The following is an 18437-nucleotide window of genomic DNA, read 5'->3' on the forward strand; positions in this document are numbered from 1 at the left end:
CTTCTCGCTTCCCTTGCCTGTCTCCCGCTCGCCATGTGGGGTGTCCTGTCTCAGGCCAATGCCGCCAGCCTTGCGAAAATTCCTGTACGTGTCGTGGTTGTAACGACATTCGAGCTTGGCAATGACACGGGAGATGTGCCCGGAGAGTTCCAGCACTGGGTGGAGAGACTTCCGCTCAGTGAGGAACTGCCGGCACGAGGCAGCTATCATGAAATCCTGCGCTACAATCCCGAACTGCATGTTCTGGGCATCGTGACGGGAGAGGGACCGTCCCACATGGCCTCGGCCATGACCGGACTGGTGCTTGATCCCCGCTTCGATCTACGAAAAGCCTATTTCCTGCTTGCCGGGATCGGCGGGATCAATCCGAATTTCGGGTCTGTCGGCTCGGCTGTCTGGGCTCCGCGTGTCATCAATGGCGGGCTGGCCCACATGATCGACGCCCGGGAAATTCCCTCGGACTGGCCGGATGGTTTTGCGCCTGTGCAGGGCGCCAGTCCAACCCTGCATCCGACACCCGCGCTGCATTCCCAGTGGGGCGACATGGGCTACACGCTTAACCCTCGTCTGGTGAACTGGGCCTACACCCTGACGCACTCGGTCTCTCTCCCTGACACCCCTTCCCTTCAGGCCAGCCGCGCCCGCTACAGGGACTATCCCGCCGCGCAGAAACCACCGCAGGTCATGGTGGGTGACACGCTTTCTTCCGAAACCTTCTGGGTAGGCGCCAGGATGAACGCATGGGCGGAACGCTGGGTCAGATACTGGACCGACAATCAGGGAACGTTCGCAACGACGGCGGAAGAGGATATCGGCCTGATGCAGGCTCTCTCAGCGCAGGCCAAAGCCGGACGGGTGGATATCAACCGCGTGCTGATCCTGCGGACCGCGAGCAATTACGACATGCCGCCGCCGGGAGAGAGCGCTGCGGCCCTCCTGAAAGAAGAAGCTGATGAGACCGGTTTTTCAGGGTTCATCCCGTCTCTCGATGCGGCATGGCTGGTTGGAAGCACTGTAGTCCGGGAACTGGCGTTTCACTGGACCACTTATGAGAACGTCACGGCGGGCGGGAATTAGAGCGGCATCCGCTCAGACTGGATCACGGATGCCGCCCTAACCCATGACCGCCTTTGGGGAGGTCGATGCAGACGCTGCTCGCAAGGGACCGCAAGTCCTTTGACCCCGATTGATTGATAGCAAACGGCTTCCAAAGGCGCGCCTTTTGCGGGGTTCTGGGCAGCCCCCATCACTCTCCCCGGCAGGAAGGAGCGAGCAGAAAAGCAGGCTGCCTTCCCTTACATGCCAGAAAAGAACCTCATCACCGGACTGTCAAAAAAAAAAGCCGCCGCACAGGGCGCCTTTCTCAGAAACAACAGTCAGTGTTTTGCAGGCGCTTTCAGATATCCCGCGGCAGGAGAGCGAACCTTTGCAGGCGTGCTGGCAGCTTCCGTCGCATCGTCCGCCAGACCGCCCGGGAAGATGGCGTTCGGTTCCGAAGACTGAGTCGACGGTGTCTGGGAAGCTGGCGCTGTTTCCTTTGCCGCTGAAGTTGCCCGAGCGGGTGCGGAAGAGGGAGCCGCAGAGGTCGTCACCGCACCGCTGCCGGTGTCGGAAGATACCGCTGCTGGCCTGACGGCGCTCCCGCCAAGGGCTTCCGTCTGGATTGCCGCTGCCGTGGGCATGCCGCCCGCATCCACCAGCCAGTCCTTCAGCTTGTTCCTGATCTGGAATTCCAGCTCGACATTCATGTCCTGCATCATCTGGCGCGTGATCTCATAGAGATTGGCGCGGCTGTCGGCGTCGCCCTTGCTCAGATCCGGTTTCATGCTGCGGGTGACATGAGCCTCCACTTCGCCCACCTGCTGGCCGGTGGAGGACTGTATATCGAGATGGGTGTCCATCTTTCCAGCCAGAGTGCCGCCCGGCTCGTGGACGATAGAGGCGTCGTCAATCGTGAAGATGGCGGCGCCGGACTGTCCGGCGGCCACGAGCCGCTGCTGGGCCATCTGGGTCAGGGCCTGATCCGGTGGAATAGGGGCATTCGCCGACTCATCCCCCGGCACTGAGCCCGGAGCCGCATGGTCAGCCACCTGCACAGTGGCGACATTCAGATGAATCTGGTTGAGATAGCCATACTGATACGGGGGAAAGGCCATCATCTCATCGTCCGATGAGGAACAGCCCGCGATCAGGGTTACTGCGGCGAGCGCACCGAGCATCGTCGTCCGGCGTAGGGCCTGACGGCTGAAACGAGTCGCGCCAGTGAGCCGTTTAGTGAGCATTCCGCCATTCTCCATTCTGAACCACCAGCCAGACGATGCCCCGGCCTGATATGCTTTTCCCTGAAACGCACTATCCGTCAGATCGGGGCAAACGGAAAGAGACCCGGAACGCTGGCGATTACGTCCTGTTCGGCCGATTGGGCCAGTCGCCGGGCAGGGAGGGAACCGATGTCGGCAATGACGACGCCGCCCCCAGCGCAAAGGCTCCGGACAGTCCGGCCTTTCCAAAATCCACGGTCAGTTCACGGGGCGCCATCTCGACGGCGTCCGGATTGCCGATGAAAAGCGACAGCAGCCGCAGCGGGATGAGACGGGCGAGATCCGTATCCTCCTCCATCAGGATCAGATCCTGCTGGGGACAGTAAATCACGGCGATCTCGGCGCCTGCGGACGGCTTCACTGTGCCGATATACAGCACGATGTTGGCGGCCGGATCGGCAAACCGGGTGAGTTCCATGTCCGGCAGGCGCAGAAGCGGGAACCCGCGCAGGATGGCCCCACCATAAGGAGAAAGAATGACCGGCGATGTCTTGGCCGTCAGACCTCGCGCCACAGACAGCAGTTGCAGAAAGGCCGTCGCCTTCAGCGGCGGGCTCCCGGCCCGGAACGACAGCCCGTCCTGAGGCAGCATCTGCGGCGTGAAGCAGCCCGGCGGTGGAAAACGCTCCAACCAGACATCCACGAGTTCTTCACACAGGACGCGCCCCAGATTGCGCACCTTTTCGGTCAGTTGCAGGGTCGTGGGTCTCAGCGCTTCCAGCGCTGATGTGACCAGCGCCTTGAAGAACGGCGCGAGCGCCTCAACGACAGCCTCCCGCTCCTCTGGCGCAAGGGCTGCGAAACGGCTGGCGCGATAATTGAAGGACGGATCAAAAAACCAGAACGCCTCCGTCCCGCGTTCATGCCTCAGGCGCAGGAGCGGCAGAGGCAGCAGGCTGACATGCAGGGCAAAAGGATTCCAGCCGGGATAAAACTTCACAAGAGGACGATGATTGACCGTCAGCGTGTGCGACTGCCCCTGAAAAGTAACGACAATTCTTCCGTCTTCCGCCGGAACAACCTTGTCCTGCAATGCCTCGGGCATATCGTCCTACTGCCTCAGTGTCTGGCTGGATAGTTTAGCGACATTTCTGTTTTTCGCACCATCCGAAAGACATCAGCCCGCAACGGACGACATACCGACCTCGTGACGGCCGAAGCAGAAATCATGATTGCAGAACTCGCACGTCATACGGATGAGGCCGTCCTCGACCATGTGATCCAGATCGTCGTCGGAGAAACGCGACAACACATCAGACAGTCTCGCTTTAGAACAGCGGCAGCCGTAAGCAAGCGCCCGGGACTGACCAACGACCAGATCCTCTTCGTGAAACAGCCGATACAGCAGTTGCTCGGCAGGTAGCCCGTCATCGAGCAGTTCCGCGTCCGTGAGCGTCCCGGCGAGCGCAAGGGCCGTGTTCCAGGCATCCTCTCCCTGCGCGTCAAGAATGTCGGAGAAATCAGCATCCGCTTCTGAGCCGCCGCCGCCTGCGATCCGCTCAAGGATGAGCGCGCCCGATCGCCAGCCCGCATCGGTCTGCCTCGCCGTCAGCATGGTCCAGCAGGCGTGCTGCTCACTGGTCTGGAAATAATGCATCGCCATCTCTGCGAGACTGTCGCCGATAATCTCGACAATACCCTGATGCCGGTCCATGTCCGGCCCCTGATCGACCGTCAAAGCGAGGTAGCCGTCGCCGATCAGATCCCGGTCGGTGATCTGTTTGCCGGAGGCAAGCAGGGCGTCCAGTTGCTCCTGATCCTGTCGGGCGTAAAACCGCAGGGCGCCGGTATCGGTGCAGTCCGCCAGAAGAAGACTGACAGGTCCGTCGCCCTTGATCTGCAACGAGAAGGACCCCTGAAATTTCAGGGCGCTGGCCAGTCCCGCGACCAGCGCAAGGGCCTGGCCACCAAGAGCGGAGACGGCAGGCACATGATTATGCCGCGCAAGAATGGCGTCCGCCAACTTTCCGGGGCGGACCAGACGACCGCGCACCGGTCGACCGGCCAGATGGAAAGGCGTCACTCCCCCGGGCACAACGATGTCCGGCACATCCGGCCGATCGCGATCAAGAAACGCAGGGGTGTCCAAGATGCCTCTCCTCTTTCCGGGCTTCTTCCGTCACGAACCTGTCGGTCGCAAATGAAGACCCCTCATATGGTCACATCATGACCCGATTTACAGGTCCGCCGTGAGCCGGGCTTCCAGCGCCTCAAGCGTCTGCCTGAAAGCCTGCTGCTTCTCGTCATTCAGCGGGAAAGCCGCCTTCAGGGCGGTGAGAAGCCCCTGTCGGCAGGCATCATGGGCAACGTCGAGATCCTGACTGCGGGGGGCGGAAGCAAGACAGTCGATGTAAGAGTCCCGCAGGGAGCGGAGCCTGTCGGCAGGCAGGCCGAGCGTTGCGAACACCCTGTCCACTTCCGGCTCCAGCCAGCCGGGAGCCGCCGGTCCGTCTTCTGTGGATGACAGACGAACCGGTCCATCCTCCGGACCAGTGCCCACGCTGTTTCCGGCTTTGTCGTCGCTCATTTCGCTTCCTCCCCAAACCGTGTCCAGTCCTCACCACCCAGCGCCCAGACAAGCAGGCCCTTCTGGGCATGAAGCCGGTTTTCAGCTTCATCGAACACCACCGAAGCCGGACTCTCGAATACGTCCTCGGTCACTTCTTCTCCGATATGGGCAGGGAGACAGTGCATGAAAAGGGCGTCTCTGGCCGCGTGCTGCATGAGCGCCCGATCCACACGGTACGGCTCCAGCAATGTGATGCGCTCGGCGGCTGCCTCGTCCGACATGCTGACCCAGGTGTCGGTCAGTATGCAGTCCGCACCCTCCACGGCTTCGCGGGGATCGTTGGTCAGGACCAGCCTTGCGCCCTGCTGACGCGCCCAGGATACAACCTCCGCCTTGGGCGTAAGCTGTTTCGGAGTGGCGACGCGAAGGGTGAAGTCGAACTGCGCCGAGGCTTCGATCAGGGAGGCGGCGACATTGTTGCCGTCGCCGACCCATGCCAGCGTGCGACCCGCGATCGGCCCCTTATGTTCCTCGAACGTCATGATATCCGCGAGAATCTGGACCGGATGCGAGTCCGGTGTCAGGCCGTTGATGACCGGCACGGAACTCCAGCGGGCAAGCTCGTGAAGGGCGGCTGTGCGGCCCGTACGCAGCACGATGGCGTCCACAAAGCGCGAGAGAACGCGGGCGGTATCCTGAACGGACTCGCCGCGTCCAAGCTGTGTGTCGCCAGAGGAAAGCACCACGGCATCCCCTCCAAGCTGGCGGACACCAACCTCAAAGGAAACACGCGTACGGGTCGAGGGCTTGGACAGCAGAATCCCAAGCGCCCGGCCTTCCAGCGGTCTGGCTGGATGCAGGGGACGGCTTCTGCCCTGCTGCATCCGTTTCATACCTGCCGCGACATCAAGAATCTGTCGCAGGGTCGCTTTATCCAGATCACGCAGGTCAAGGAAATGACGGATCGCCTTCCCGGCAGACGGGTGAGTCGGGGAAGCGGTCTTGGCGGGGGCAGTCACGAAATGGTCTCCACAGTAGCGGCCCGGACGGTTTCGGCTGCCTGACGAAGGCATTTCACGGCCTCAAGACAATCCTGTTCCGAGATGATAAGAGGCGGCACGAGCCGCAGAACATTGTCTCCGGCGGAGACGGCGAGAAGCCCGGCAGTCTGGGCCGCGGCAATGACATCGGACGCTTTCGGCACGCAGCGAAGGCCGATCATCAGCCCCACACCCCGACGTTCCGAGAAAATATCGGGGAAATCGCTAACCAACGTATCCAGTCGCGCACCGAGAAACGCAGCGCGCTCCCGCACCTGCCCCAGAAAACCGGGAGCCAGCAGAATATCCAGAACCGCGTTCGCTGCGGCGCAGGCCAGCGGATTGCCTCCGAACGTGGTTCCATGCGAGCCGGGAGTCAGGTGCTTCGCCACTTCCTCCCGGGCGAGGATAGCACCGATGGGGAAGCCGCCCCCCAACCCCTTGGCCGCAGACATGACATCCGGGGTGACGTCCGACCATTCGTGCGCGAACAGCCTGCCGGTACGGCCCACACCCGTCTGCACTTCGTCGAAACCGAGATACAGACCGAACTCGTCACACATGGCGCGGAGTTCCTGCAGGAAACGTCTGTCGGCTGCCTTGATGCCGCTTTCACCCTGAATGGGCTCCAGCATCACACCGGCGGTTTCCGGCGTCACCGCATCGCGAACGGCGTTCATGTTGTTGAGCGGCACATGGTCAAAGCCCGGTGCCCGCTCGCCGAACCCGTCGAGATAGGTCGGGTTGCCGGTGGCGGAGAGCATGCCCAATGTCCGACCGTGAAAAGCGCCTTCAAAACACAGGATGCGGGTCCGTTCGGGATGCCCGTTCTTCGCCTGCGCCCGACGGATGGCCTTCACCATACCTTCATTGGCTTCCGCGCCGGAATTGCAGAAGAACACGCTGTCGGCGAAGGTCGCTTCCACCAGACGGGCGGCAAGCCGTTCGGCCTGCGGCACCCGGAACAAATTGGAGACGTGCATGACCTTCGCGGCCTGCTCGCTAATGGCCTTCACCAGTTGCGGGTTGGCGTGTCCCACGGAGCAGGTGGCGATACCCGCCGCGAAATCCAGAAATCGTCGCCCGTCCGTCGTGTACAGCCAGGCGCCTTCTCCCCGCTCAAAGGCGAGGTCGGCGCGGTTGTAGGTCGGCATAAGGGCGGAAATCATGAGAGCCATGTGTCCAGTCAGGGATTGATAGGGCTGAAACAGAAACGGCCCGCTGCCTGTGGGGAGCGGGCGTCCGGTTTCATTGCGTATGATGACTGCGCTTGTGTGTGTAAGTCAAACTTGGTGTGCCTGAATGACCGGGAAACTGTATCTCATTGTGTGCAGAAGTTGTTAAAACTCGATCATCGGAGCACTTAGGGGGTATCATAGACAAGTATATGCACAGATCTATTGGTCTGCTGGGAATCAATGAGAAGAAAGAATACTTTCCAATCGTACCGCCCTCTCACCCCATCAGCGTGTCGTAAAGCAGCTTGAAGTTCAGCGCGAGAATGGTACCCGACACCAACCAGGCCAGCCCCGCTACAGGCCGGGAGATGGTGAACGGTCCCATCATCTCGCGCCGTGTGACGAACCAGACCAGAGGCACTACGGCGAAGGGAAGCTGCATGGACAGGATCACCTGACTCAGGAGCAGCAGGTGATCCACGCTTTTGTCGCCAAACCACACGGAGGCGATCACGACCGGCACGATGGCGAGACCGCGTGTCAGCAGGCGTCGTGCCCAGTCGGGCAGACGTAGATGCAGGAAACCTTCCATCACGATCTGTCCGGCGAGCGTGCCGGTAATGGTCGAATTCATCCCTGCCGCGAGCAGGGCCACGGCGAACAGGGTCGAGGCCAGCGCCGCGCCCAGAACAGGCGAAAGCAGATGGTAGGCCACGCCGATATCCGCCACGTCACTATGGCCGGTTTCATGAAAAGCGGCGGCGGCGACGATCAGGATGGCCGCGTTGATGAACAGCGCCAGCGACAGGGCTATGGTGCTGTCGAGCGTGGCGAAGCGGATGGCCTCGCGCCTGCCGTCCGGCGTGCGTTCATAGGCACGGGTCTGCACGATGGACGAATGAAGATAGAGGTTGTGCGGCATGACCGTCGCGCCGACGATGCCGATGGCGATATAAAGCATTTCATGATTTGTCAGAATGCTGGTCGTGGGAATGAAACCATGCAGGATGCCGCCCGCCGGAGGATGGGCCATGACCAACTGTGCGGCAAAGCAGGCAGCGATGATGCACAGCAACCCGATGATGAAGGCTTCGAGATAGCGAAAACCCCGTCCCATCAGCAGCAGCACGATGAACGCATCGAGCGCCGAGAGCAGGGAACCGGTCAGCAGGGAAAAGCCGAACAGGAGTTGCAGGGCGATGGCGGTGCCGATCACTTCGGCCAGATCACAGGCGATGATCGCCAGTTCGCAGGCCAGCCACAGCAGCAGATTGATCCCGCGGGGAAACCGCTTCCGGCAGGCCTGCGCGAGATCGAGACCTGTCGCAACGCCAAGTCGCGCCGACAGAGCCTGAAGCAGGATCGCCATCAGATTGGACAGCAGGATGACGCTGAGCAGCGTATAGCCGAACTGTGCGCCGCCCTGCAGATCGGTCGCCCAGTTGCCGGGGTCCATGTAACCGACTGAAATCAGGTAACCGGGTCCGACAAAAGCGAGAAACCGCTTCAACGCGGATGCGCCGGGACCGGGCACGCGGACGGTGGCGAAAACATCCGGGAGGCTGTGGCGGGCACTGTCTGCGTTCGGCACGGTCGGTCTCTGATCTTCACTGGTGAGAGCGGGTTCGCCCCCATAATATGCACAATGCTATATAGGATTGCATCAGGAAATACGCATCAATTCCTGCAAGGCATGGCCGTGCCGGGCAGTTTGGGGCAGGATGGACGCCTTCCCAGCAACCGCCCGGACCGTGCTGATGACCGTTCCCGAGATTGACCCGTTTCACACCGTGACGCTCAGCACGCTGGCGCATCGTCTTGCGGCGGAGGGGCGCAGCATCATTCACATGGAATTCGGACAGCCCTCGACCAGCGCTCCGAAAGCGGCGGTGGAGCGGGCGCATCATGTGCTCGACACTGATCCGATGGGCTACTGGGAGAGTGAGCCTCTCAAGGAAAGGATCGCCCGGCATTACGCAGACAGCTACGGCGTAACGGTGACACCCGGCCAGATCACGCTGACAGCCGGAGCCTCGGTTGCGCTCGTGCTGGCCCTGACAAGTTGCTTCGTGCCGGGGATGCGGATCGCGCTGGCAAGACCCGGTTACGTCGCCTATCGGAACACACTCCGCGCGCTTCACATGGAAGCCGTCGAGATTCCCTGTGGTGAGGCCGTGCGTTTCCAGTTGACGGCTAAGTCTATCGCCGCCCTGTCTCCGGCTCCGGATGGGCTGATCATCGCCAGTCCCGCCAATCCGACCGGCACCATCCTGTCGGCAGAAGAACTGTCCGCCATCGTGGAGATTTGCCGTGCGCGGAACATCCGCATCATTTCCGATGAAATCTATCATGGGCTGAGTTTCGGGGAGCCTACTCACAGCGTTCTCGAATATGATGACACTCCGCTGGTGGTGAACAGCTTCTCCAAATATTTCAGTATGGCGTCGTGGCGGCTCGGCTGGCTGGTGGCGCCTGAAGACCGGATCAACGCCGTGAAGGCGCGGATGGGCAACATGTTTCTCACACCATCCTCGCTCAGCCAGCATGCGGCGCTGGTGGCGTTTGAATGCCGTGAGGAACTTGAAGGACATCTGGAAACCTACAGGCACAATCGGGACCTGTTGCTTGAGGCGTTACCCGTATGGGGATTGCGGCATATCGCCCCGCCTGATGGCGCGTTCTATATATACGCCTATATCGGCCATCTGACAGATGACAGTCTGACGTTCTGCACCCGATTGCTGGAAGAGACCGGCGTGGCGACAGCCCCCGGCATCGACTTTGATCCGGTGGATGGAACACATTTCATCCGCTTCAGTTTCGCCGTCTCGACGGACCGGATCAGGGAGGCCATCCGCCGGATGACGCCGTGGTTCGCTGAACGGACGGCAGAGACAGAAACACCCTGATCCCAAAGAGATCAGGGTGTTTGCCTACGCTCAGGACAGTCAGTCGTATCAGGCTGTCAGCTTCTCCACCGGAGCTATCACGCTTTCAACGATGTAAGGTCCGGCCGACAGGATTTCGACCGCCAGAAGTCCTTCCTGAACTGCGTCGACACCTTCGAGCGACAGGACAGCGTTTCCGGAAGTCCAGCGGGCGCTTGAGGATTCAGACGGAAACCAGCCCTCCAGAGTCTCGCGCTGATGATGATGCGTGATGGCGTGATGGCTGTTGCCCTGAGACATCATGACCCGTCCGACAAGCACGCCGAGGGAGCGTCGGTCGTCAACATAAGCGCCGACAGCGTCGCAGGGGCGACTTGAACGGGAGAGCAGACGGACGGACCGCACACCCGCAGGAATGACGAAGAAGGCAAACTGGCCCGTCTGTCTCTCAAGAGGGAGGAGAACACCATCATCGGTCATCAGATGCAGTTGTGGATCGATGGTTGTCTCCGGACGGAGACCACGATCCTTCACTCCATTGTAAACAGCCCGCGTTTCAATCTGATGAGACAGTGGCGCGGTAAAGGACGGATTGACGTCCAGAGGAGCCGCGGCATCGTTTTCCCATGACAGGGCGCGCGATGCGGGCATGGCCGCCACTGTGCCGGGCTGTCTGAAAGAAGCACGGTTGCCGGTGTCGAGGTAGCTTTCCGTCAGCACGCCATCAGCGGAAATGATGGAATGCTTTTCTGTTTCCAGATGATAATAATCGTAAGAGGTGATTGTCCTGTCGTAGAAGATCGAACGTCCATTGACGAGAAGACGGGCAGGGACGAAGCGACCTTCAAGATAGAGACAATGTTCCGATGTGATTAGCATGTCTTTCCAGGGCACATTATTGCTGAGAGCCCCTTTCAGGATACGCACAGGATAGCCTGCCTCATCGTCCGGAAGGTCGGCACGGATGGAGGCGTGCCTGACGCCGGTCCAGACAACTTTTCTTGTCTCGGGAAGACCGTTGACCATGCTGATAACATCATCGCCGATCCGGATATCCTGAACAGGCACATCTCCCTGCGGCGTAAGGATCATGGAATCCGCAAGAAAACAGGCAAACGTGTAGCTGCCGTCGGTATTCTGCGTATAGGTGAAGTCGCTCGGCGTTACACCAGCCGCCAGACTGATATTGCTGAAAAGCGTCTGCGTCGCTCCCCAGAGGGTACCCTGTAAACTGTAAGTGACGCCGTCACTGTTCAGGACGAGATGAACATTTTCAGGCTCATTTCCGGATATGATGATCTTATCATAATTGCTGAAATTCTTTACGGCAGCACCGGACGTATTGCCGCTGTCATAATAGATCACATTGAGAGTGGAACCGCTGACAGTACCGTCAGCATTGATGACATCATCGAAGACAACTGTTCCGTTCAATGTGTTTCCATACTGAATGGTCAGACCGGCATCTTTTAGAACGATGGTGGCATCGGCTGAATCGCCAGCCAGTTCTTTTGTCGTAAAGGCTATATCATTCAGGGTCAGCGTGGCGCCTTTTGAAAGAGACAGGCTGTAATTCCCGTTATTGAGAGAATATCCATCCGATGAAAAGGTTACGGACCCGTTCACGGCAATACCACCTACAGCTTCATCCTGCGACAGAACGACATTTGCGCCATCGTCAAACACGACAGCGTCATAACTATGGGGGACATTGTTTCCATCCCAACTGCTACCATCCCAGTTGTCTGAAACGGTCCAATCACTGCTTGTCGCGCCAGTCCAGGTTACTGTAGCCATTCAACTTTCCTACTAACTTTCCCGTCGGCCGCCAGAGAGCGGATCGACGCAATGTGCTGTTTTTAGAGATGTCTGCGCTTTCCCTACGGAGGCGTATTATCCATCCTTTATATATCTTTTATTCTATACGCCGCTCAAAGTCATGTTAATGATTGTTTAATATAATATCATTTCGTGAAAAATTCTGTTGTAACAGAACGACATATTCAGATTTTCTTGTTATTTTCTGAAAATTTATATCCCGTAATACAGAATATAAATAATTTTTACTTTAACACAACCCGAACAAAAGCAATAAAAAATACATTTCAGAGAATAATTTCAAAATATCATAAATAATTACATGATCAATTTTTATTTCGGAACTCAATTTGAATCCGCAACCATCTCTCGCATGATCTGAAAAAATGATGATCTCCATCTTTTTTCAATCTATACAATATAAAGCATGTGGCAGGATTGTGCTCTCAGGCAGCATCATTTTTAACGCCGCAAGCGCTCGACAACACCCACCACACACTCAAAACACGTCAGGCTGAAATCAGCGTTCGCCTCATCAGGGCAAGCGCCAGAAGATAGACCAGCAATCCTCCGACTGACAGCAAAGCTGCGCCGATCCCGAGCGACCCATAACTATACTGGGCAGCAAGCAGCGCGCTTCCCAGCGAAGCCCCCATGGCATTGGCAATATTGAAAGCCGAGTGATTGAGTGAGGCAGCCAGTGTCTGGGCATCGCCCGCAAAATCCATGAGTCGGGTCTGAAGCGCCGGACCAAGGGCGTTCACAAAGGTTGGTATCAGGAAAACATCCATCATGAGCGCCGGTGTGTTATGCAGCACGAACGGAAACACAAGCATGGCGATCGCACTGCCGGAGAGCGCCAGAATGGCGGCAAGGGAAAGGTTACGGTCAACCAGCCATGCTCCGGCATTGGCCCCCGTCAGCATCCCCGCGCCCCAGACGATCATGAACACCATGATCTCCCATTCCGGCACGTGAGTAACATTCTGAAGAACGCTGGTAAGATAGGTATAGATCGTGAACATACCGCCAAAACCGACAGCGGCGGTAAGCAGAGTAAGCAGAATCTGCACACTGAAAAGCGCCTTTACTTCCTTTAACGGCGAATTTTGCCGATTTGGCGCGTCAGCGGGAATATACCGCCAGACCCCCGCGAAAGTAAGGAGGCCGCACAGACCAATGATCAGGTAGGACACACGCCACCCCAAATGATCGGCTGCAAAAATGGAAAAGGGCGCGCCCACCAGTGTTGCAATGGCGATACCGGACAGAACCCGGCCAACTGCCCAGCCTCGCCGTGAATGATCGACCATCGAAGCCGCCACGAGCGCGGAAATACCGAACAGCGCACCATGCGGCAGACCTGTGACAAACCGACCGACCTCTATAAGTCCGGCCGTCGGCATGGCGATGCTGAGCAGATTGCCACCGCAGAACATGACGTAAAGCAGGAGCAGCAGTTCCCTCCGGGACAGCCGTGCGCCCAGAATGGTGATCACTGGCGCTCCGATCACCACGCCAAGGGCGTAGGCCGTGATGGCATATCCGGCCTCGGCGGTGGAAAGCTGGAGCGAGGCCGCAAATTCCGGCAGCATACCCATAATGGCGAACTCGCCAGTACCGACGACGAACGTACCGAATGTCAGAACGAAGAAAGCAGCGGGGCTACCGTGGGGTAGGGGAACCGGTACGGGAGCAAATTCTGTCGGCGCCAACCCTGAGGCTGTATCTTTGGTCATGAAGGATCCTGTATCTGCCTGTCGATGCGCAGGGCTCTGATGATCATGCGGCTGTTGTAGGCATGTGCGGCGACATGGCCAATGGCAATATGCTCCCAACGCTGGTCCGCGAGGCACCAATGGCCCCAGCAATGATCGCGTCAGGCTTCTTCAGAAACTGGAAACTTCATCGTAACGTTCTTGTCCCGAGGAAAACCACATGCCAGCTCAAGGTCGCTTCCGCAGCCTATGTGGGGACGTTCATAATCATCTGACAAAAAATTACGAGCATCTGCTCCAGAAGATATAAAAGAGAAAATCATTGTCATTTTTCAAAGGATATCTGGGACTTCTTGTGACGGGTCCGGCGTCTGTCGCCATGGAGACGACAGGAGGAGGCTATGCAAGACAGGCCATGGATTTTACCTCGCCAGGAGATGGACGGCGCACATTATCCGTTTCCCAGTCCTGCAGCTTTGGCTATGCGACCACCGACTGGGGCTCTGTAACGGCTCTGGCCCTTTATACTGATAATACGGCGACTTCTGAACCTCTCGTCGCATGGTCGGTATCACCCCGTACCGTCAGCGTGGGGCAGACATATTCTGTACCGGCTGAATGTCTGTCATTTCTGATTCAACGGGAAGGTTTTTTCTCGACAAACGACCAGATCGGGACGACTGAAAGTGGAACTGCTCTCATCGCCCGTCAGCCAGTCTCCATTTCCGCCGGTGTGATGACCCCTGCCATGACGGGCACTTCTTCGGCAGCCGGATCTGGCAGTGGCGTTCCTACATTATCCCAGATGAATCAGGTTCTGTCGCAGCTAATGCAGGGGCTGCCAACCTCCGATCCTGGCGATGGAACATCTCTATGGCTGAATGCAAACCTTCTATCCATTTCCACAAAAACTAAATAATTTTCCCAGCTTTAACGACATCACGTGACCAGGTTGTTTCCCTGAATAGTTCAAATACACAAAGACGGTTTCATTCATGTCCGACAATTATCGCACCGATACAGCATACAAGTTTCCTCTCTTTCCAGAAAACGGCATGGATCCCAGAGAGTTTGCAAAGAACAACGCGACAGCATCAACAACAGGGTTCACCTTCCAGTCGGGATCAGGCACATCATCAGGAGCAGCGGGCAATACGCCGATACCCGTAAAAATCATTAAAAATCCTGGAAGTGTCCTGCAAGCTGCGTTTCCGGAACAGGGAGACATTACTTACGACATCACACCCAACACACCGCTCACCCTGTCCCTGACAGGCGGAACGGCTGGTATCCTGCAACGTCTTACCGTTATTCTTCATCAGCCTGACGGAGGTGGAATTGCCGTCACCCTGCCATCCGCTCATTACAAGGATGGAACCAGACCTGATGTCAGTCTTCAAGCAGGAGCCACGACCATCATTTCCTACCTCACTGACGATGGTGGAAAAACCATTTACGGCGGACTCTGAAAAAGAAATAACTCATGGATATTACAACATTTATCAATAATATATTGCAATTTATACCACCATCCTATCTCGCCACCACAACCGCCATCATCTCCTTTATCATAGCAACCTGCGCCCTGATCATGCGCTTCTGGAAACCTCCCTCCAAAGAATCCCGCTGGGTCGGTGTTTACCATATTGTCAGCGCCATCGGGCAGGCACGGGGATGGAACGCCAGCGCCTATCAGCCTGACAGAAAGGCGATCATGGTTCCCGCCTCCAAAGATCGCTCGGAAGTGGCGGAAAATCTTGGTCTGGATGTCAAACAGACCCGTCCCTGAGCAGAGACAAAAAAACCCTTTCCTTACAAGAGGAAAGGGTTTTTCATAACCAGAGGGACAATCCGTTCAGACCGCCCTATCCAGACGGATAAGCATCACTCAGACAATCCTTATTCATCGTCCTTGCTGTCAGCATGTTCGATAGAATGAACCTGATCCATCAGAGCGTGGATTTTGTCATGACGATCTTTGGCGGCAGACACCTGTTCCGCCGTCAGGACATCATGCACCTTGACGGCCGTCGCCTGTCGCGCCGCATTTTCTTTGGCGTCCAGCGCATTCTGTTCCGTTGTCAGGGCGTCGAGCTTCGCCTGATCTATCTTGCCTGGCGTGAGCATGAGCGCTTCAAACCGATCATGAAGATCGTGCTCCTGCCTGTGCAGGGCCTTCATGTCTTCGTGACCTTCCTTGAAGATCTTCTTGACCGAATCTTTCTGCTTGGCCGTCAGATTGACGCCCTCAAGAAAGGGAAGTCCACCCGGTCCACAACCATGCGGACCCATGGGAGGCTGGGCATGGGCCTGTCCCATGGCCAGTGCACCAACAGTCATAGCAGCAATCAGAAAAGAACTACGTGACATAATCATCATCCACTCTTCAAACGGTAGAGACCGGCTGTCCACCGTTTTCTACAGAGAAGAAAACCAATGATACGTGTCAAAAAAATCGCAGCTTTGCTACGAAATGTAAGGCTATTCTATCCGTTTCATAAAAGACGGTTTTATTAAAACGGTTTAACAATGACCATAATAACAATCACCATCATGAGAACTGTCGGAATTTCATTCGCCATTCTGTAAAATCGTTCAGAATGTCTGTTTCTGTCACGGGAAAATTCTCCACGCCAGCGGGCGCAGAAACCATGAAAAATGAACATGCCGAGAAGAGCAGCCATTTTCACGTGCCACCAGCCAGAGGACCAGTTTACTACTCCCGGAATACTGACAAGCAACATCCCGAAAAGCAGGGAGGATATCATCGCCGGGGTCGTAATAGCCCGCAGGAGACGACGCTCCATGATCTTGAAACGCTCACTCTCCTCAGAACCGGCAGCAACCTGACAATGGTAGACAAACAGTCTCGGCAGATAGAAAAGTCCTGCCATCCAGGCCATGACCGACATGACATGAAATGCCTTGATCCACGGATACCACGGCAGAAGCAGTTCACTCACGACGCATCAGCCCTGTTCTGCCTGTCCAGAACATCCTCCAGCAGAACAGGCAGCTCGGACAGCGCACTGATTCTGACCAGAGCCGGCCAGGCAGGAATGGGGGCCGGTTCAGCCCTCAGAAGAACGCAGGCCATCCCCGCCGCAAGAGCCGCTTTCGCCCCTGTATCGCTGTCTTCAATGACAACACAGTTCGCAGGAGAAACGCCTTCCTCTTCCGCCGCTTTCAGATAGACAGCCGGATCAGGCTTCGGTGCGAGCATGTCGGTTGCCGAATGAATACGTCCCTCCAGCAGTTCAGCCAGCCCGCTGGTCCTGAATTTCGCATCCATCTCCAGCATGGAGGAATTTGAGCCGACCCTTACCGGTAACCCAAGAGCCGCAACCTTTTCCAGCATGTCCCGGGCTCCATCGATCATATCGACAGACACATTGAAGGATTCAACAAAACGATCCCTCATGAGAATGGGCCAGTCCTGTGGAAGAATGGTGTCGGTCCTCTCCTCGATTTCCTTCTTCAGAAGCGTCAGGGCTTTCCCGCCAAACTGTGTCACCGCTTCTTCGTCGCTGAGAGCCCATCCGGCCTGACGAACCTCTTCAGCGATCAGACGACAGCTTGTACCTTCGCTGTCGATCAGCACACCATCGCAATCAAAAATGACAAGCTGTAACCGACCGTCGGCAGCAAGCGCGGATGTCATGGTCAGACAGTCCGCAACGCAGCGATCAGATCGCCGACATGCTCGGTCGGTGTCTCCGGCAGAACGCCGTGGCCCAGATTGAACACATGCGGACGGCCACGCCCGGCTTCACGGATCGCCAGAGCTTCCTGCACCATCGCCTCGCCACCAGCCAGCACGGCAACCGGATCAAGATTGCCCTGCAGGACCAGATCGGAACGGACCTGCGAAGCGACCGTGGTCAGATCGGCGCCGGTATCGAGCGCCATCGCATCCACACCTGTTTCCCGCGCATATTCCGGAGCCATGACACCGGCGAGGCGTGGAAAACCGATCACCGGCACATCCGGGTAACGCTCTTTCAGGAACGTCACGATCTGACGTGTCGGGTTGATGACATGACGGCGGAATTCCCGCGGAGGCAGCAGCCCGGACCACGAATCAAACAGCATGACCGCCTGAGCGCCTGCTTCGATCTGGTCTGCCAGCATGGTCGCCGTCGTTTCGGTCAGAAGATCGATGAGGCGATCAAACAGGCCCGGATCACGGAATGCCATCAGACGGGTCTGGGCAAATTCCTTCGAACTGCCGCCATCGACCATGTAGCAGCTCACAGTGAACGGAGCGCCTGCAAAACCGATCAGGGTGACGGTGTCAGGAGCCGCGGCTCCCACCTGTTCCCCAAGAGCCTTTCGGACCCGCCGCAATGTTTCCGCGACAGGCGCCGTGCGCTCGGGAATACGCTTCGGATCGAGCCTGTCCAGATCGGCGCGACTGCGGATCGGAGTGAGAACAGGCCCCTGTTTTTCAATGAACTCAAGAGATTGCCCCATGGCCCAGGGCAGGATGAGAATATCCGAGAACAGGATGGCTCCATCCATGGCAAAACGACGGATGGGTTGCAGCGTGATGTCCGTCGCCAGTTCCGGGGTCATGCAGCGCGTCAGAAAATCCGCCTTTTCGCGAAGCGCCCGAAACTCCGGCAGAAAACGCCCGGCCTGACGCATGAGCCAGACTGGCGGCGGCCACATGGCCTCGCCCTTCAGCGTGCGAAGAAGTCGTCGGTTCTCATCGGTTCCGTATGGGGCGTTCACTATCCGTCTACCGTCCGTTTCATCAGGCCCTCATCTCTAACGAATAAAAGAAAATAAAGAAATGATGAGGTTTCTATAGGGGGTGTGTATGTCGGGGTACCCACCTTTCCGAAAATGTACCCCAGTTTTCCCCGACTGTGTACAGAATGTATCCTGCCGGAAAATAAGGCCTTTCGGGAGTTATCCAGAAAAGTCCCCAGAAGACCTGTGTACAACCCACAGTGTCGGGAG

General features: G+C 57.5%; 18 protein-coding genes. 5 read left to right on the forward strand and 13 right to left on the reverse strand.

Annotation, left to right across the window (positions count from 1 at the left end; translation table 11 throughout):
• Nucleotides 1-33 precede the first annotated feature (33 nt).
• A complete protein-coding gene (locus LKE90_RS15035) occupies nucleotides 34-1077 on the forward strand; it encodes a purine nucleoside permease (RefSeq protein ID WP_291491569.1) in 1044 nt (347 codons plus the stop codon).
• Between the two features lie 299 nt (nucleotides 1078-1376).
• Here the strand turns inward: LKE90_RS15035 and LKE90_RS15040 are convergent, their stop codons facing one another.
• The 7 genes from LKE90_RS15040 to LKE90_RS15070 all read right to left on the reverse strand — a co-directional run bounded on the left by LKE90_RS15040 (nucleotide 1377) and on the right by LKE90_RS15070 (nucleotide 8639).
• On the reverse strand, nucleotides 1377-2282 hold the full coding sequence (locus LKE90_RS15040) for a hypothetical protein (protein WP_291491513.1): 906 nt from the start codon (nucleotides 2280-2282) through the stop codon (nucleotides 1377-1379).
• Nucleotides 2283-2400: 118 nt separating this feature from the next.
• The gene (locus LKE90_RS15045) at nucleotides 2401-3366 is read right to left on the reverse strand and encodes a hypothetical protein (RefSeq protein WP_291491512.1); all 966 of its coding nucleotides are present in this window, start codon (nucleotides 3364-3366) and stop codon (nucleotides 2401-2403) included.
• A 72-nt stretch (nucleotides 3367-3438) separates the two neighbouring features.
• Nucleotides 3439-4410: an Hsp33 family molecular chaperone HslO gene (gene hslO, locus LKE90_RS15050; protein WP_291491511.1), complete on the reverse strand. Its 972-nt coding sequence runs from the start codon at nucleotides 4408-4410 to the stop codon at nucleotides 3439-3441.
• A gap of 87 nt (nucleotides 4411-4497) precedes the next feature.
• Nucleotides 4498-4848: a hypothetical protein gene (locus tag LKE90_RS15055; RefSeq protein WP_291491510.1), complete on the reverse strand. Its 351-nt coding sequence runs from the start codon at nucleotides 4846-4848 to the stop codon at nucleotides 4498-4500.
• Nucleotides 4845-5849 carry an ornithine carbamoyltransferase gene (argF, locus tag LKE90_RS15060; RefSeq protein WP_291491509.1) on the reverse strand — a complete coding sequence of 335 codons (1005 nt, stop codon included), beginning with the start codon at nucleotides 5847-5849 and terminating at the stop codon, nucleotides 4845-4847. Before argF ends, LKE90_RS15055 begins: the two co-directional genes overlap by 4 nt.
• Complete coding sequence (locus tag LKE90_RS15065) at nucleotides 5846-7039, reverse strand: aspartate aminotransferase family protein (RefSeq protein WP_291491508.1); 1194 nt, start codon at nucleotides 7037-7039, stop codon at nucleotides 5846-5848. The genes argF and LKE90_RS15065 overlap by 4 nt, the downstream gene beginning before the upstream one ends.
• 286 nt (nucleotides 7040-7325) lie before the next feature.
• Nucleotides 7326-8639, reverse strand: coding sequence for an Nramp family divalent metal transporter (locus tag LKE90_RS15070; protein ID WP_291491506.1), 1314 nt, complete (start codon nucleotides 8637-8639; stop codon nucleotides 7326-7328).
• 166 nt (nucleotides 8640-8805) lie between these two features.
• Here LKE90_RS15070 and LKE90_RS15075 point away from each other — a divergent pair, with 166 nt between their 5' ends.
• Nucleotides 8806-9957 carry a pyridoxal phosphate-dependent aminotransferase gene (locus LKE90_RS15075; RefSeq protein ID WP_291491505.1) on the forward strand — a complete coding sequence of 384 codons (1152 nt, stop codon included), beginning with the start codon at nucleotides 8806-8808 and terminating at the stop codon, nucleotides 9955-9957.
• A 48-nt stretch (nucleotides 9958-10005) separates the two neighbouring features.
• Here LKE90_RS15075 and LKE90_RS15080 read toward each other — a convergent pair whose 3' ends face one another.
• Both LKE90_RS15080 and LKE90_RS15085 read right to left on the reverse strand, forming a co-directional pair.
• A complete protein-coding gene (locus tag LKE90_RS15080; protein WP_291491504.1) occupies nucleotides 10006-11733 on the reverse strand; it encodes a Hint domain-containing protein in 1728 nt (575 codons plus the stop codon).
• 530 nt (nucleotides 11734-12263) lie between these two features.
• A complete protein-coding gene (locus LKE90_RS15085) occupies nucleotides 12264-13493 on the reverse strand; it encodes an MFS transporter (RefSeq protein ID WP_291491503.1) in 1230 nt (409 codons plus the stop codon).
• 301 nt (nucleotides 13494-13794) lie between these two features.
• Here LKE90_RS15085 and LKE90_RS15090 point away from each other — a divergent pair, with 301 nt between their 5' ends.
• From LKE90_RS15090 to LKE90_RS15100, 3 genes are all read left to right on the forward strand, one after another.
• Complete coding sequence (locus tag LKE90_RS15090) at nucleotides 13795-14391, forward strand: phage tail fiber protein (RefSeq protein WP_291491502.1); 597 nt, start codon at nucleotides 13795-13797, stop codon at nucleotides 14389-14391.
• Between the two features lie 136 nt (nucleotides 14392-14527).
• Nucleotides 14528-14941 carry a hypothetical protein gene (locus LKE90_RS15095; RefSeq protein WP_291491501.1) on the forward strand — a complete coding sequence of 138 codons (414 nt, stop codon included), beginning with the start codon at nucleotides 14528-14530 and terminating at the stop codon, nucleotides 14939-14941.
• A gap of 14 nt (nucleotides 14942-14955) precedes the next feature.
• Nucleotides 14956-15261 (forward strand): hypothetical protein, encoded by a 306-nt coding sequence (locus tag LKE90_RS15100; protein ID WP_291491500.1) that lies wholly within the window; start codon nucleotides 14956-14958, stop codon nucleotides 15259-15261.
• A gap of 110 nt (nucleotides 15262-15371) precedes the next feature.
• On the opposite strand, the gene LKE90_RS15105 is transcribed toward LKE90_RS15100, so the two are convergent.
• The 4 genes from LKE90_RS15105 to hemE form a co-directional block, all read right to left on the reverse strand.
• A complete protein-coding gene (locus tag LKE90_RS15105; protein WP_291491499.1) occupies nucleotides 15372-15842 on the reverse strand; it encodes a Spy/CpxP family protein refolding chaperone in 471 nt (156 codons plus the stop codon).
• 143 nt (nucleotides 15843-15985) lie between these two features.
• Nucleotides 15986-16426, reverse strand: coding sequence for a protoporphyrinogen oxidase HemJ (gene hemJ / locus LKE90_RS15110; RefSeq protein WP_291491568.1), 441 nt, complete (start codon nucleotides 16424-16426; stop codon nucleotides 15986-15988).
• A 5-nt stretch (nucleotides 16427-16431) separates the two neighbouring features.
• Nucleotides 16432-17133, reverse strand: a complete 702-nt coding sequence (locus LKE90_RS15115; RefSeq protein ID WP_291491498.1) for an HAD family hydrolase — start codon at nucleotides 17131-17133, stop codon at nucleotides 16432-16434.
• Nucleotides 17134-17135: 2 nt separating this feature from the next.
• Nucleotides 17136-18143, reverse strand: a complete 1008-nt coding sequence (hemE, locus tag LKE90_RS15120; protein WP_291491567.1) for a uroporphyrinogen decarboxylase — start codon at nucleotides 18141-18143, stop codon at nucleotides 17136-17138.
• Nucleotides 18144-18437: the final 294 nt, after the last annotated feature.

The sequence above is a fragment of the Acetobacter sp. genome (assembly GCF_022483985.1).
Classification (GTDB): domain Bacteria; phylum Pseudomonadota; class Alphaproteobacteria; order Acetobacterales; family Acetobacteraceae; genus Acetobacter.